We start from the raw sequence: 14,551 nt of genomic DNA, 5'->3' as shown, positions 1-14,551 counted from the left end.
CCGACTATGAACCGACTCTGAAGCCCGCCCCTGACGATCGTAGAGACGGCACCGAGGAGGTGGGCGAATGAAGCGGTCGGCGGAATCCGAGGTACTGCCAGGGGTGGTCCTGGAGGACACGGCGGAGCGCTGGCTCCAGTTCGGCCTCACGCCGATCCGGGAGCGGTCCGGCGACCTCTACGCGGAGCTGGCCGTGACCGCCCGGCAGGCCGTCCGCGACGGGCTGGCCCGCGACTTCTTCTTCATGCACAAACCCCCCGGCCTGCGCATCCGGTTCCGGCCGGCCTCGCCCGAGCTCGACCCACTGGTGCGCGACCGGCTGACCGCCTGGCGGAGAGACGGCGTGCTCGCCGACTGGCGTCCCGGCGTGTACGAGCCGGAGACGTACCTGTTCGGCGGGCCGGAGTCGATGCGCAGCGTCCACCGGGTCTTCACCGCCGACTCGCTGGCCTGGCTCGACTACCACCGGCTCCGCCTGGCCGGTCACCGCCCGGGCCCCTCGTGGGCGATGTCGCTGCTGCTGCTCCGGTCGCTGTTCGGCGCGCTGGAGATCGTGGGCTGGGAGGACCTCGGGGTCTGGGAACGGGTGCGACGGCACCGCCCCCTCGCCGCGGCCGCCGTCGCGGATCCGCGGCTCGCGCGGCTGGCCGCGGCGCTGCGGGAGGTCTGGCCGTCGCCGGCCGCGCTGGCCGCGAAGCTGTCCCCCGAGGCGGCGGACCTCGCCGAGGACTACCGGCAGGTCGTCCGGCAGGAGGGCGAGCGCTGGTTCCGCGACTACTTCGAGAGCGGATCGGCCGCCATGGGGCCGCGCGCGGTGGCCTCGTACCTGGTCATCTTCCACTGGAACCGGGCGAACCTGCCGTCGGTGCGGCAGGCCCTGATCGCCGAGGCGCTGCTGGCCCGTGAAGAGGGTGACGCGCGATGACCACGATGAGCGAATCGGCCGTGCTCCGCGTCGCGGGGCTGCCCATCCGGCTCTGGCTGGCGGCCTCCTCCCCCGACCTGTTCGCCTGCGTACGCGCGCTGAACCACATCCATGACGACCACCTCCGGGAGGCGTCCGGCCTCGCCGGACGGCTCGGGGACGAGGTGGTGCCGAGGCCGGAGCTGCCGGCCGCGGCACGGCGGGCGGTCCTCGCCGCACGGCGCCGCCTGCACCAGGGACAGGCCCTCACCGCCGACCAGGCCCGCCGCCTGCGCGAGATCGTGGCGACCGCGGACCTGACCGCCCACCTGGACCGCGTGACCTCGCTGTCCGCCGAGCTCCTGCGGCTGGAGGAGCAGGCCGAGGCCCAGGTCGCGAAGGAGCACGACCGCCTGCTGGCGGCGCCGTGGCACCTGCTCGGCACGGTGCCCGGCGGCCGGGCCTGCCTGACCTCGGACGTGGTCGCGGACATCGAGCGGCGGCTGGCCGGCGGCGAGCCGTGGACCTCCAAGAAGCTGCGCAGGCGCAGCGACTACCTCTGGCGGATGATCGCCCGGGGCGCGGTCAAGACCACGCCGCGGACCTGGCTGGGCCAGGTGTCGCTCGTCCCCGTGGCGGACCGGCACTCGTCCGGGCTCTCGGTGAACGGCCAGGTCGCGGTCGAGTGGACGGAGAACGTCCACGCCAGGAGGGCGGAGCTGGCCGCGTCGGCCGCGGACCGGCTGGGCCCGGAGCTCCGGCTGTCGATGACCCCGCTGCACCGGGCGGAAGGCGACCGCCTCGCGGTCTGGACGGTCGATCCGGCCGCCGCCACGCCCAACCTGCTCGCCTACCGGCTGCGGCGCAGCCCCGCGCTCGACCGCATCGTCGAGACCCTGCGGTCCGGCGTCCGCCCGGTGTCCGCGCTGGAGCCCGGCTCGCCTCCGGGGCTCGTCGGCAAGCTCGTCCGGCTCGGCGTGCTCGAGGTCTCGGCGCCGCTGAGGCAGCGGCGCGGCCGGTGGGAGAAGACCTCCGGATCGACCGCCTCCGACGCCGGTGCCGGGTTCGTCGATGTGTACCGGCGTGCCGAGGGCGCCTTCACCGCCGACCTGGCGACCTTGCAGCGGGCCTTCGAGCAGTACCGCCGGCTCGGCCTGCTGATCGGCGAGGACGAGCCCACCCCGGAGGACAGGCTGCGGGAACGGATCGGCCCGCGACCGCGCCCCGTCATGGACGTGTTCGCCGAGGAGCTGGCGGCCCGGACCGAGGAGGGAGAGCTGAGCCGCCACGCTCTCCCGCAGAACGCCTGGCCCCCGGCGCACCGCCCCGGCTCCGGCTACGCGCGGCTCCTGGACCTGATGGCCGCCTCGCCGGATGCGGCACCCGTCATCGACCTCACCCCGGCGATGCTCGACGCCGTCGGAGCATCGGACGCCCCGATCACCTGGCCGGTCGACTGCGTGGTCCGCCCGCTCCCCGGCGGCGGGTGGGTGCTGGACAACGCCGGCCCGGCGGCGGTCCTCGACGCGCGCTTCGTCGAGACGCTGCGGCGGCTGCACGGGACGGTGCCGGCCGCCGACGCCTACCGGGCGTTCCTCGCAGAACTCGACCGAATCAGTGGCGTACCGTCGGTTGAGCTGCTGATTCCGCCGCTGGTACCGCAGGCTGCCAACGCGATCCGCAGGCCGAGATACACCTCCCTCTGGACCGGCGACCCCGACCCCGGCCATTACGGCACGACATGGCGGGCGGCGCGGTACCTGCCGCTGGGAGAGCTCACCGCGCATCGCGAGGCGGATCGGGTCGTGATCTCCCACGCCGGCCGGCCCGTACGGATCTGCACCCATGCGACGCGCAGCCCCCTGACGCCGTGGAGCGTGCTGACCCGGATCCTGTGCGCCGACTCCCAGCAGCATGCCCCCCGGTACCGCCGGTTGCGCTGCTCGCTCACCGCGTTCCCGGGACGGTCCTTCGTCCCCCGGATCACCGTGGCCGGATCGCTGGTGGTCTCCGCCGCCCAGTGGCGGATCCCCGCCGATCGGCTGGATTTGGCCGGCGGCGGGGACCTGGCCGGGCTCCGGGCGCTCACCAGGCTGCGGGACCGGCTCGGGCTGCCCCGGTGGGTGTTCGTCGCCGGCCCGTCCGGATACCGGCCGCTGGCCTGCGACCTGGAGAGCCTGCGCGCGGTCCGGGTGTTCGAGCAGGCCCTCAAGGAGCTCGCGGCCGGGGACGAGCTCACCGTCACGGAGATGTTGCCCGCGGCCGACGAGCTGAGCGTGTCGGACCACGGTAGCGAGCGCGTGGCCGCGGAGGTCGCCGTTCGACTGCCCCACGCGGTGCCGCCCACAGCGCTGGCGGTCGCCGCTGCCCAGATTTCGGCCGGAACGACGTGACCGGCCGGATGCCCGAAACACCCCGTCAAGACAAGACAGAAAGGTGGCCAGCCATGTCCGAGAACACCACCCCCGAGCCCCAGGACCTCCCCGAGCCCCAGGACGACGTCGAGGAACTGGTCGACGAGCTCGAGGTCCACAGCATTTCGGACCCCGCGTTCACCGACCCGTGCAGCGGCGGCTGCACCGCGACCTGCTGAACCGCGACCTGCTGAAGCGCGATCGCCAGGGGCGCCGCGACAGGCGGCGTCCTTGGCGATCCACACGTGAGCCGGCCTCCGCTGAAAGGGCATCGTCGTGACATCGACCCACGTGCTCGAACGAGCCGCCGTGCAGGCGGTCGCCGAGACACTCCTTCGGGAATACGCCGTGCCGGCCGAGCCGGCGCAGAACAGGCCGGACTCCGGACCGGCCATCCTCGCCGCGCTGGTCGCCGGTCAGACCCGTCCGCCGGACGAGTCAGCCGCCTCCCGCGCCGTGGTCACGTGGCTGCGCGACTTCCGCAGCCCTCACTACCATCCGGGCCTTTTCGGCGGCGGCGCGTCGTCCAGGATGTTCGGCCTGCGGATCGCCGCCACAGTCTGGCCGCGGCTGAACGAGCCGCTGGCGAAACAGCGGGCCAGGCTCATCGAGTACGTGGCCGCCCCGCGCTGGCGGACCACGAACGTCGGGTGGGAGGACTACGACCTCATCGTGGGCCCGGCGGGTGTCCTCGTGGCGTTCGCCATCGATCCCGGCATCGACGCCGCGGGCCGGGCGCCGCTGATCGCCCGGCTGGCACTGCTCTGCGAGGACGAGGCACTGTCCAGGTTGCGGGTGGGCCAGTACCAGGGCGAGAAGCTGCGCGGCTGGAACGTCGACCGCATCAATCTGGGCCTGGCCCACGGGCTGCCCGGCATCGTGACCGCCCTGCGCGCCGCCGCCGACGCCGACGGGCTGAGCGAGGAGCTGGACGGCCTGCTGCGCCGGCTCGCGGGCCGGCTGGTGGCCGAATCCTACGTCGACGACAGAGGAGTGATCACCTGGCCGTTCGGGACCACCCGGCTGGACGGCCACCGCGCGCCCAAGGGAAACGGGCGGCGGCAGGCCTGGTGCTACGGCTGTCCCGGCAACGCCTGGACGCTGTGGGAAGCCGCACGCGTGCTCGGCGACGACGACCTGGGCGCCTTCGCCCTGGAGTCGGCACGATCGTTCCTGGCGGCGTACGACGATGACCTTTATCTGGACGGTCTGGGCATCTGCCACGGGGCCGCCGGACTGATGCTCGTGTTCGACTCCTTCGCCCGGTGCGCCGGGCTGCCGGAGGCGGCGAAGCTCGCGGATCACCTGACGGACCACCTCATGGGCCACCTCGACGAGCCCGCCGCGCTCGCGGAGACCGGCTGGTCATTACTGATGGGCGCACCCGGGGTGCTGTCCGCGCTGCTGACGAGGAGCGGAGGTGACCGGCGATGGCTGGCCTCACTGGGACTGAGGTGACCCCCGGTCGCCGCGCGAGCGGCGTGCTGGAGGTGATCCGCCTCCTGCCGCGCGTCTCGCTCCCGCTGACCGTTGCCCTGACCGCCGTCGTGCTGCTGCAGGCCCTGCTGTCCAGCGGGTTCATGCTGGCCGGCGCCGCCGTCGTCGCAGACGTGGCAAGCCGGGCGGCCGGTGACGCGGGCCTCGCGCTGGATCTGGCCGTCTTCATCGCCGTCTTCGTGGCGCGGCTGGCCCTCACGCCCGTCCTGGGGATGATCTCCGGCGAGCTGGCGCGACGGCTCAACGCGACGCTCGGCCAGACGACCCTCGAAGGAGCGCTCCGGCCGGTCGGCATCGGTCATCTCAGCGATCCCGCCATCGCCGACCGCATCCAGCTCGCGCAGGGACTGGCGACAGGCTACCCGCCCGGCGACGCCGTGACGTCGCTCGCGCGGCTCGCGTCCAGCCGGTTGAACGGGCTCGCCGCGGCGATCCTGCTCGCCACCGTCGAATGGTGGCTGCCGCTGCCGCTGGCCGCCGCCTGGATCACGCTGTCCCGATGGCGGCTGCGCGAGGTCAGGAAGGCCGTGGACGCCGAGGAAGAGTCGATGCCCGCGCTCCGGCAGGCCGCCTACGCCCGGGATCTCGCGATCGGCGACGCCGCGGCCAAGGAGGTCAGGGTCTTCGGCTTCCAGGACTGGCTGCACGACCGCTTCACCCGCGCCTGGCTCGCCGGCATGGACGCGCTGGCCGGGTCCGGCCGGCTGCCCAGCAGGGTGGCGGGCCCGGCCCTGCTGGCGCTCTCGCATGCCGCCGTGTTCGCTTACCTGGCCTTCGCCGTGTCGGGCGGGCGGCTCGGTGTGGAGCCGATCACCGTCGCCCTGCAGGCCATCGCGGCCATGGGCGCGCTGGGCTGGATCGGGGACATCCAGTGGATGCTGGCCCAGGCGAGCGCCGCCGTGCCGCACGCCCTGGCGGTCGGCCGCCTCGGGGTGGAGGCCGAGCTGAGCCGGCCGGGCACCACCGCGCCGGACGAGCGGCTGCCCGCGCAGGAGATCCGGTTCGAGGACGTACGGTTCGGCTACCCCGACCGTCCGGTCCTGAAGGGCCTGGACCTGAGCATCCCGGCCGGTTCGTCACTGGCGATCGTCGGGATGAACGGCGCGGGCAAGAGCACGCTGATCAAGTTGCTGGCCCGGCTCTACGACCCCGTCTCCGGCCGGATCACGGTCGACGGCGTGGACCTGCGTACCCTCGACCCGCTCGCCTGGCGCCGCCAGCTGGCGATCGTCTTCCAGGACTTCGTCCGCTACGAGCTGTCCCTGCGGGACAACGTCGGATTCGGGCGGCTCGACGCCGACCGCTCCAACGGCGCGTTCGACCGTGCCGCCAAGCTCTCCGGCCTCAACGACTTCCTGCCCAGGCTCCCGGCGGGGTGGGACACCCCGCTCAGCCGCAGGTTCGAGGGCGGCACCGACCTGTCCGGCGGCCAGTGGCAGCGCGTCGCGCTGGCCCGCGCGCTGTTCGCGGTCGAGCACGGCGCCCGCGTGCTCGTCCTCGACGAGCCGACCGCCAACCTCGACGTACGCGCGGAGGCCCAGATCTACGAGCACTTCCTGGAGATCACTCGCGGGCTCACCACGATCCTGGTGTCGCACCGGTTCGCCACGGTACGGCTGGCGGACCGGATCTGCGTGATCGACGGCGGCGAGGTCATCGAGTACGGCTCGCACGAGGAGCTGATGGCACTCGACGGGCGGTACGCCCACCTGTTCACCCTGCAGAGCGCGCCGTTCAGGGAGGCCCGCCATGTCTGACCGAACCTCCCCGCGCGTCGCGGTCCGGGCCATGGCCCTGCTGGTCGGGGCCGCCTTCAAGGCCGACGCCCCCCGGGCCGCCCTCGTCCTCGGGCTCGCGCCGGTGGTCGGCGCGGTCGCCGCCGTGACGGCGGTCGGCCTGCAGCGCATGGTGAACTCGGCGGTCGAGGCGGACCTGCCCGGCATGCTGACCGCCGCCCTCATCCTGGCGGGCGCGCTCGTCGCCGGCCAGCTCGCGGGCACGGTCGCCGCGGACCTTCGCATCCGGTTGCAGCAGCGGGTCGGGCTCCTGCTCGACCAGCGCATCATGGCGATGACCAGCGGCCTGCCCCACCTGGACCACCACGAGTACCCGCCCTATCAGGACCAGCTCGAACTGCTCCGCAGCCACCGCACCTCGCTCGGCTCGGCCTTCGGCGCCCTGGTGGAGAACCTGCGGGCGCTCGTCGCCTTCGGCTCCACCGTCGCGCTGCTGATGAGCGTCCGCCCGGAGTTCCTGCTCCTGCTGTTGCTGGCCCTTCCCACGGTGCTCGCCGTCCGGCGCGGCGAGCGGGCCACCGCCAGGGCGGAGGAGACGACCGTGGCGCCGGCGCGGCTGCGGCAGGGGCTGTTCACGACCGCCTGCTCCCCGGGCGCGGCCAAGGAGCTGCGGGTCTTCGGCCTGCAGGAGGAGATCGCCGCCCGCCACCGCGCCCTGTGGGAGCAGGTCGACAGGCCCCGGCGGCAGGCGGAGGTCCGTACGGGCATGTGGACCTCCGTCGGCTGGCTGATCTTCGGGGCGGGCTTCGCCGGCGCGCTCTACCTCGTCGTCACGGCGGCGCTGCGGGGCCAGGCGAGCCCCGGTGACGTCGTCCTCACCATCGCGCTGGGCGGGCAGCTGACCGGCAGCGTCTCCGGGTTGATCCAGATGCTCTCCTGGATGCAGAAGACGCTGCGCGCCATGGGCTACTACCTGTGGCTGGACGACCACGCCAGGGCCCGCATCCGGCCGCGGGAGGCGGGCGCCCCCGCGCCCGCCGCCGGCTCGGACCTCGTCCTGGAGAACGTCTCCTTCAGCTATCCGGACGCCGCCCGGCCGGTGTTGCGGGACGTGTCGCTGCGGCTTCCCGCCGGCCGTACCGTGGCCGTGGTGGGCGAGAACGGCGCGGGCAAGACGACGCTGGTCAAGCTGCTGTGCCGGCTGTACGACCCCACCGCGGGCCGGATCACGTACGGCGGGAGCGACCTGGCCGACTACGACGTCCAGGCCTGGCGCGACCGGGTGACGGCGTGCTTCCAGGACTTCTGCCGCCTGGAGTTCCTGCTGCAGGAGTCGGCCGGCATCGGCGACCTGCCCCGCATCGACGACGAGCCCGCCGTCATGGACGCCCTCGACCGCGCGGGCGCCTCCGCCCTGCCCGGCCTGCTCCCCCATGGCCTGCGGACCCAGCTCGGCCCCGCGTTCCCGGGCGGCACCGACCTGTCGGGCGGTCAGTGGCAGAAGGTCGCGCTGACCCGGTCGATCATGCGGGACGCGCCGATCCTCCGCGTCCTCGACGAGCCGGCCGCCAGCCTCGACCCAGCGAGCGAGTACGAGATCTTCCGGCGCTTCCAGCTCGCCGCCGGCCAGACGGAGAACGGCACGATCACGGTCTTCGTCTCGCACAGGTTCGCGACCGTACGCACCGCCGACCTCATCGTGGTCCTGGACGGCGGCACGATCCGCGAGCTGGGCAGCCACGCGGAGCTCATGGCCCTGGACGGCCTGTACGCCACGCTCTACCGGCTGCACGCCAAGGGGTACGAGGAGACGAAGCCCTCGTGGACCGACGCCCTGGACAAGGACTTCGACGACGCACCCCCGGTGGGGGCCGAACTCTAGGAGTAACGGGCTTCTTGACCGGTGTGCCGTCGACGCCCTGCTGCACCGCGCCCAGCAGGCCGGCGCGGTGCGTGCGGACGTGGACGCGCTCGCCGTTCAGGCCACCGTCGCCGGCGCGCTCGCCGCCGTCCGCCACAGCGCCCGGCGCGCCGTCGGCACCATGATCCTCGACTACCTGCGCCCGCGAGGCCGGGCCTCCGACAGCGCCTGAGCAGAAATGCGCGACCACCACCCCAGGATCCCGGCGGACGGGATCGCCTGCGACAGGCCGACGGCGCCGGTCCACGCGGTGTGCCGGTCATCTCCCAGAACTGGAACAGCACCGCGACGATCGTCATCTGGGCTCCCGAGACCGGACAGGGCCTGGCCGATCCAATCCGCTCCTCGGCGTAGAACTGTCAGATCTCAGGCGTGCCGGCGCACCCGTTCGTACGCGCACCTGGCCGATCGGCCTTCTCGCGGGCGGTGGCGAGCGATGAGCGGGCTGCAGCAAGGCGGCAAGAACACGGGCGTGGCGCGGGGTGGACGACGCCGGCGGGACAGATGACGCCCCAGGTCCCGCCGCAGGATGACGGTGCCGGCCAGCACCACCAAGGCGATGAGGATGGCGCTTTCGGCCACTTTTCCCGCCTCCTTCAGCGAACTGCTCTTCGCATGACACTCGGCGCAGGAGCCATATATCCGCCACAGGATGGCCACAGAGAGGTTCAGGCTTCCGGCCAGTTTCTGAGCAGGACGTCCAGCGCGTCCAGCGCTCTGGACCACGACACGTCCGCGCTGCGCGGATGGGTGGCGAACCGGCCGGTCGTCTCCAGGGACACGTATCCGTGGAAGGTGCCGCCCAGCAGCCGTATCGCGTCCGTCTGGTCGGGGTCCGACAGCCCGTAGCCGCGCAGGAGCGCCCGCGTCAGCTCCGAGTGCCGGCCCGCCGCGCGGGTGGCCGCCGTCTCGGGGTCGAGTTCGAGCTGCGCTGCGGCGTACCTGCCCGGGTGCTCCTTCGCGTAGTCCCGGTAGGCGTTGGCGAAGGCCACCAGCGCCTCCTTGCCCGCCCGGCCGGCCAGCGCGGCGGCGACCCTGTCGGCCATCTCCCCCAGGGCCAGCTCCCGCACCCTGAACCGCAGGTCCTGCGCGTCCTTGACGTGCGCGTACAGGGCGGCGGGCTTGACCCCGAACCCGCGCGCGAGCGCCGAGACCGTCACGTTCTGGAAGCCGATCTCGTCGGCCAGGTCCGCCGCCGCGCTGGTCAGCCGCTCCGCCGTCACGCCTGCCCGTGCCATCCGCCCACCTTTCTTACACCCTTTAAGTATTTGCATAATACTCTTAAGGAGAGCTAGCCTCGCCGTCCATGAGACCAGTCACCGAGCGGGACATCCGCACATCGTTCATCAACTGCTCCAAGGGCGAGACCCAGCGCCTCAACCTGCCCAAGGACTTCGCGCAGAGCCCCTGGGAAGACCTCGACTTCCTCGGGTGGCGAGATCCGGGCGCGCCCGAACGCGCCTACCTCGTGGCCGAACGCGACGGCTCGCTCGTCGGGGTCGCGCTCCGGGTGACGTCCGGCGCCTCGCGCGCCTTCACCTCGCGCAGCATGTGCTCGCTGTGCCTGACCATGCACACCAGCGGCGGCGTCGCGCTGATGACCGCGCGCCGGACCGGCGAGGCCGGCCGTCAGGGCAACTCGGTCGGGCAGTACCTGTGCACCGACCTCGACTGTTCCCTGTACGTGCGTGGCAAGAAGAAAGCCGCGGGCGACGGGGTCGTCGAGGAGTCACTCAGCCTGCCGGAGAAGGTCGCCCGCACCCGGGCCAACCTGTTCGCCTTCCTGGCCAAGGTGTGACCGGCGGCGGTCGGTGTGCGTCGTGTGGACGGCGGGCCAGTCCTCGGAGGGGGCGGGCTCCTGACACAGGCCGTTGAGGGTGGCGCGGATGACGCGTTCGGCCTGGCGGTCAAAGGCGTGGGCGTCGTCGACGCGGATCAGGCCGTCGATCAGCAGGACCGCGAGGCCGTGGATGGGCGCCCAGACCACGAACTCGGCCCCCGGGCGCGACGCCGCCGGGAGGGCGCCGAGGTCGGCGAGGCGGTCGAGCTCGGCCGTCAGGACGTCGTGCGGGTGGGGCGAGACGCGGGAGTCGGGACCGGTGGCGCCGGCACCGAAGACGAGGCGGGCCACGGCGGGATCCTCGACCGCCCAGTGCAGGTAGTCGCGGCCGAGCGCGATCAGGCGGCGCTGGAGGTCAAACGCCCCTCCACCGGGCGCCCGGGACCCGACACCACCCGACCCGACACCACCCGACCCGGCACCACGTGGCCCGGCACCGCTCGATCCGGCACCGCTCGATCCGGCACCGCTCGATCCGGCACCACGTGGCCCGGCACCACTCGGCCCGGCGGCCCTTTGGCAGGCGTCCGGATCGGCGGCCTCCTCCGCGGTCCGTTCGCGGGCGTTCGGGGCGGTGGTCTCGTCGGCGGCCCGTTCGCAGGCGTGCGCCAGGCGGTTGCCGAGGCGGGAGAGGATCCGTTCGGACAGGGCGCGGACGAGCGCGTCGCGCGAGGCGAAGTGGTGGTAGGCGGCGCTGGGGCTGACGCCGACCCGGGCGGAGGCCTCGCGTAGCGACCAGCCGTCGGCGCCGCGTTCGCGCACGAGCTCCTCGGCTGCGTCCAGGAGTGCGGCGCGCAGGTCGCCGTGGTGATAACGCCCCTTCGCCATGGACCGATCTTAACACCGATCAGATCCGTGTTACGCTGCGCGAAAAGCCATCTCAACACTGTTCAGATTGGAGTGGGTCATGTGCCCCACCGCGTCTTCGCCGTCCGCCGGACAGAGCGTCGTGCCGGACGTCCGGCAGAGCCCGCCGCCGATCGTGCGGGGCGAGCCGGTCGAGGTGGCCGACGGCGTGTACGTCATCCCGGACGGCCGCGTCGAGCTCGTCCCGAACGTGGGCATCGTCGTGGGCGAACGGGCCGCGCTGGTGATCGACACCGGCATGGGCCCCCGCAACGGCGCCCACGTCCTGGAACAGGCCCGCCTCCTGGCCGGCGACCGGCGCCTGTACCTGACCGTCACCCACTTCCACCCCGAGCACGGCTTCGGCGCGCAGTCCTTCCAGGGGGCCGCGACCATCGTCTACAACGCCGCCCAGCGCGCCGAGCTGCGCCGCAAGGGCGCCGCCTACCTCGACATGTTCAAGGGGCTGAGCCCCGCCGTCGCGGCCGAGCTCCAGGACGTCACCCTCGTCGACCCCGACCTCGTCTACGACGGCGAGGCGGAGCTCGACCTCGGCGGCCGGACCGCGATCCTGCGCACCGCGGGCCCGGCGCACACCGCCTCCGACCAGATCGTCCTCGTCGACGACCGCGTCCTCTTCGGCGGCGACCTGTTCGAGACCCGCATCTTCCCGATCACCCCGTACCTCCCGCCCCATGACGTCGATGTCGACGGCACCCGCTGGATCGACGTCCTCGACCGGCTCATCGCCCTCTCCCCCGAGGTCGTCGTCCCCGGCCACGGCGAGGTGACCGACGCCTCCCTGCTCCACGACGTCCGCGACTACCTCGCCTACGTCCGCGCCGAGGCCGCCGGCCTGCGCGCCTCCGGCGCCTCCGAGGACGAGACCGCGGCGGCGATCGACCAGGCCGCCCGCGCCCGCTGGACCACCTGGGAACGTCCGGAGTGGATCGGCTTCGCCGCCCGCGCCTTCTTCCACGAGGCCGCCTCATAGCTCCTGGACCTGCGGCGACGCCGAGCACGCACCGGCCGGAGCAGCGCAGGCCGCACCTCGGCCGGGGTGTACGCGGGAAGGGCTCGCAGGTCCGGTGGCTGGTGCGCTGATCAGCCATCGCCCGCGGCCACCAGATCCCCACGAGGTCATCCATCAGGCCCGCCCTCAGCAACGCATCCCGGGAGCGCGGACGGCACCGTCTCACCCAGCGGGACCGTCTCCACGAGATCGACGCGCCGCGCATCACGGCGGCCAGCAAGGTCGACGCGCCACGCATCACCGCGCCCGACAAGGCCGACGCCCGCCACCACACCGAGATCGCGTCACGCATACGCCATTCACACCGCCCGCCGGCCCCGGTGCCGAAGCAGACTTGACCGCCATCGACAATCCCCCGCGAATAATGGTCGGCGCGACCGCCATAAGTTCGCTACATTATCGCCATATAAATTTCACAGGGCATCGGTCGATCTTCATCAGAGACCCGATAAGGGCGGCATAAATTTACCAGAACTGCCAGCGTGACCAGGGGTTACGTAAGCGCCAGCGGTGCTTGGAAATGCGGTTCGTCGAACGCGTCACCGCTTACGGAAGGGCGCGAAGGGCGCGACTCCGAATGCGATTTGAGCACCGATCCGAATGGCTGTCCAGGCCCTTGTCGAGTGAATTCAGATCATCTACTGTCCAGGTGATCAAATCACTCACCCCGCACCCCGGAGGCTCAATTGCGCCGATTAACGACCGCCGTCGCCCTTTCGACGGTGCTGATCCCCTTCCTCTCTCCCGAAGCCTCCGCCTCCACCGTCGCCGAGCCACCCCCGGCCGAGGTCCAGGAGGTCGGCCCCGGCCAGTACTTCGCCGACTCCGCCACCTTCAAGATCGCCGAATCGGACGTGTCCTTCGCCGCGATCGGCCGCCGGCACGGCGTGGCCGCCGCCAACGGTGATCTCGCTCGACCGCAGTCGGCCCCCGCCACCCGCCCCGAGCTGGCCGTCTTCGGGCCCGGATGGCAAGGGGAGTTCCTCGGCGGGGCGATCAACCGGAAGCTGGAGGTCCAGAACGGCGCCATCGTCGTCACGGACCTGGAAGAAGGCGGTTCGACCCGCTACGACCTGAAGAGCAGCGTCTCGCTGCCTGGCGGCGGCGGCATCAACACCTACGAGGACGCCACCGGCGCCAAGCTCACCGAGACGACCAAGTGGGACGCGACCGCCGGAGCGATGCGTACCACGATGTCCGAGGCGATCACGGTGGATCCGGGCACCCAGGACGCCGGTGACGACACCTTCACCGACTCCAGCGGCAACCCGGTCAGCGCGGCCGATCTCAAGTTCACCTACACCTGGGCGCAGCCGGCGGGCCTGCAGAGCACCGACACCTGGCGGGTGACCAGCGTCGGCACCGCCGCGTACGGCAAGTCGACGGTCGGCTACGACCCCCAGGGCCGCATCAGCACCATCAAGGAACCGGCAGGGACCGAAGTCCCCGAGACGACCCTCGCGTTCACCTACGCCACGTCGACCACGGCCGGCACCTCCACGCTCGGCGACTTCGCGGGCCGGCTCAAGGAGATCACGGTCACCCTCGGCGCCGAGGCGCCGCAGACGGCGGCGCGCTACGCGTACGACCTGTCCGGGCTGCTGCGCACGGTCTCCGATCCCAGCGACGGCACCACCCAGGCGACCTACGCCTACGACCAGATCGGCCGCCTGACGTCGATCGACTCGCGCAGCAACGGCGCGTGGCAGCTGAGCTTCCCGGCGGGCACCGCGGTCCCCCAGGTGACCTCCGTCGACGCCGACCGGCCGACCGCCGACACGCCGATCGAGGGCTCGGGAGGGATCCCCAGCCCCGTGACCCCGGAGCCGCCACCGGGCGACTTCATCCCGGGCGGCATCGACGGCACGCAGGCCTATCCGAAGTACTGCCCCACGGCCAAGGACTGGATGTGGTGGACCAAGATCGGCTGCATCTCCTACGCCGCGCACTACGGCTGGCACAGCCCGAGCTGGAAGCGTACCGCCAGCGGCTTCAAGGTCATGGGCATCAACCACGACCACTGCACGCAGTCTCCGGATCGCCCCAGCGGCTTCGACTACCGGCCGGCCTGTGACTCGCACGACTACGGGTACGGGCTGATCGGCAACACGTACAAGAAGTACAAGTACTACCTCGACCGCAGCCGCAAGGCCGACGTGGACAACAGGTTCTACATCACGCTGCGCGACAAGGTGTGCGGCGGCTACTTCATCCTGGTACGCGGGGCCTGCCGGCGGATCGCCTTCGTCTACTGGGGCTTCGTCCGGGTCAAGGGCAACCCCAAGAACGGCGCGAACGCGACGTAACCACACGCTGTGACCCCACGGGCCGGGCGGCGGGATCGATCGCCGTCCGGCCAC

General features: G+C 72.2%; 12 protein-coding genes. 10 read left to right on the top strand and 2 right to left on the bottom strand.

Features of this window, described 5'->3' with window-relative positions; all coding sequences use genetic code 11:
- The first annotated feature begins 67 nt into the window (after positions 1-67).
- The 7 genes from HD596_RS29680 to HD596_RS29650 all read left to right on the top strand — a co-directional run bounded on the left by HD596_RS29680 (position 68) and on the right by HD596_RS29650 (position 8,644).
- The gene (locus HD596_RS29680; RefSeq protein WP_185072575.1) at positions 68-925 is read left to right on the top strand and encodes a thiopeptide-type bacteriocin biosynthesis protein; all 858 of its coding nucleotides are present in this window, start codon (positions 68-70) and stop codon (positions 923-925) included.
- The gene (locus HD596_RS29675) at positions 922-3,297 is read left to right on the top strand and encodes a lantibiotic dehydratase (protein WP_185072574.1); all 2,376 of its coding nucleotides are present in this window, start codon (positions 922-924) and stop codon (positions 3,295-3,297) included. Before HD596_RS29680 ends, HD596_RS29675 begins: the two co-directional genes overlap by 4 nt.
- 53 nt (positions 3,298-3,350) lie before the next feature.
- The gene (locus HD596_RS29670) at positions 3,351-3,497 is read left to right on the top strand and encodes a hypothetical protein (protein WP_185072573.1); all 147 of its coding nucleotides are present in this window, start codon (positions 3,351-3,353) and stop codon (positions 3,495-3,497) included.
- A gap of 97 nt (positions 3,498-3,594) precedes the next feature.
- The gene (locus HD596_RS29665; protein WP_185072572.1) at positions 3,595-4,776 is read left to right on the top strand and encodes a lanthionine synthetase LanC family protein; all 1,182 of its coding nucleotides are present in this window, start codon (positions 3,595-3,597) and stop codon (positions 4,774-4,776) included.
- On the top strand, positions 4,749-6,572 hold the full coding sequence (locus tag HD596_RS29660) for an ABC transporter ATP-binding protein (RefSeq protein ID WP_185072571.1): 1,824 nt from the start codon (positions 4,749-4,751) through the stop codon (positions 6,570-6,572). The genes HD596_RS29665 and HD596_RS29660 overlap by 28 nt, the downstream gene beginning before the upstream one ends.
- Positions 6,565-8,433 (top strand): ABC transporter ATP-binding protein, encoded by a 1,869-nt coding sequence (locus tag HD596_RS29655; RefSeq protein ID WP_185072570.1) that lies wholly within the window; start codon positions 6,565-6,567, stop codon positions 8,431-8,433. Before HD596_RS29660 ends, HD596_RS29655 begins: the two co-directional genes overlap by 8 nt.
- A 37-nt stretch (positions 8,434-8,470) precedes the next feature.
- A complete protein-coding gene (locus HD596_RS29650; RefSeq protein ID WP_376776152.1) occupies positions 8,471-8,644 on the top strand; it encodes a hypothetical protein in 174 nt (57 codons plus the stop codon).
- Positions 8,645-9,140: 496 nt separating this feature from the next.
- Here HD596_RS29650 and HD596_RS29645 read toward each other — a convergent pair whose 3' ends face one another.
- Positions 9,141-9,710 (bottom strand): TetR/AcrR family transcriptional regulator, encoded by a 570-nt coding sequence (locus HD596_RS29645; RefSeq protein WP_185072568.1) that lies wholly within the window; start codon positions 9,708-9,710, stop codon positions 9,141-9,143.
- 68 nt (positions 9,711-9,778) lie between these two features.
- On the opposite strand from HD596_RS29645, the gene HD596_RS29640 reads away from it, so the two are divergent.
- A complete protein-coding gene (locus tag HD596_RS29640; RefSeq protein ID WP_185072567.1) occupies positions 9,779-10,270 on the top strand; it encodes an FBP domain-containing protein in 492 nt (163 codons plus the stop codon).
- Here the strand turns inward: HD596_RS29640 and HD596_RS29635 are convergent.
- The gene (locus HD596_RS29635) at positions 10,202-11,140 is read right to left on the bottom strand and encodes a TetR/AcrR family transcriptional regulator (RefSeq protein ID WP_221519581.1); all 939 of its coding nucleotides are present in this window, start codon (positions 11,138-11,140) and stop codon (positions 10,202-10,204) included. The two genes, HD596_RS29640 and HD596_RS29635, sit on opposite strands and share 69 nt — an antisense overlap.
- Positions 11,141-11,219: 79 nt before the next feature.
- On the opposite strand from HD596_RS29635, the gene HD596_RS29625 reads away from it, so the two are divergent.
- Both HD596_RS29625 and HD596_RS29620 read left to right on the top strand, forming a co-directional pair.
- Entirely contained in the window at positions 11,220-12,152 is a 933-nt protein-coding gene (locus HD596_RS29625; RefSeq protein WP_185072566.1) for an MBL fold metallo-hydrolase, read from the top strand.
- A 725-nt stretch (positions 12,153-12,877) separates the two neighbouring features.
- A complete protein-coding gene (locus tag HD596_RS29620) occupies positions 12,878-14,497 on the top strand; it encodes a phospholipase A2 (protein ID WP_185072565.1) in 1,620 nt (539 codons plus the stop codon).
- Positions 14,498-14,551 lie beyond the last annotated feature (54 nt).

The organism is Nonomuraea jabiensis, from assembly GCF_014204795.1.
GTDB lineage: Bacteria > Actinomycetota > Actinomycetes > Streptosporangiales > Streptosporangiaceae > Nonomuraea > Nonomuraea jabiensis.
This window is presented reverse-complemented; position numbering and strand designations above follow the sequence as displayed.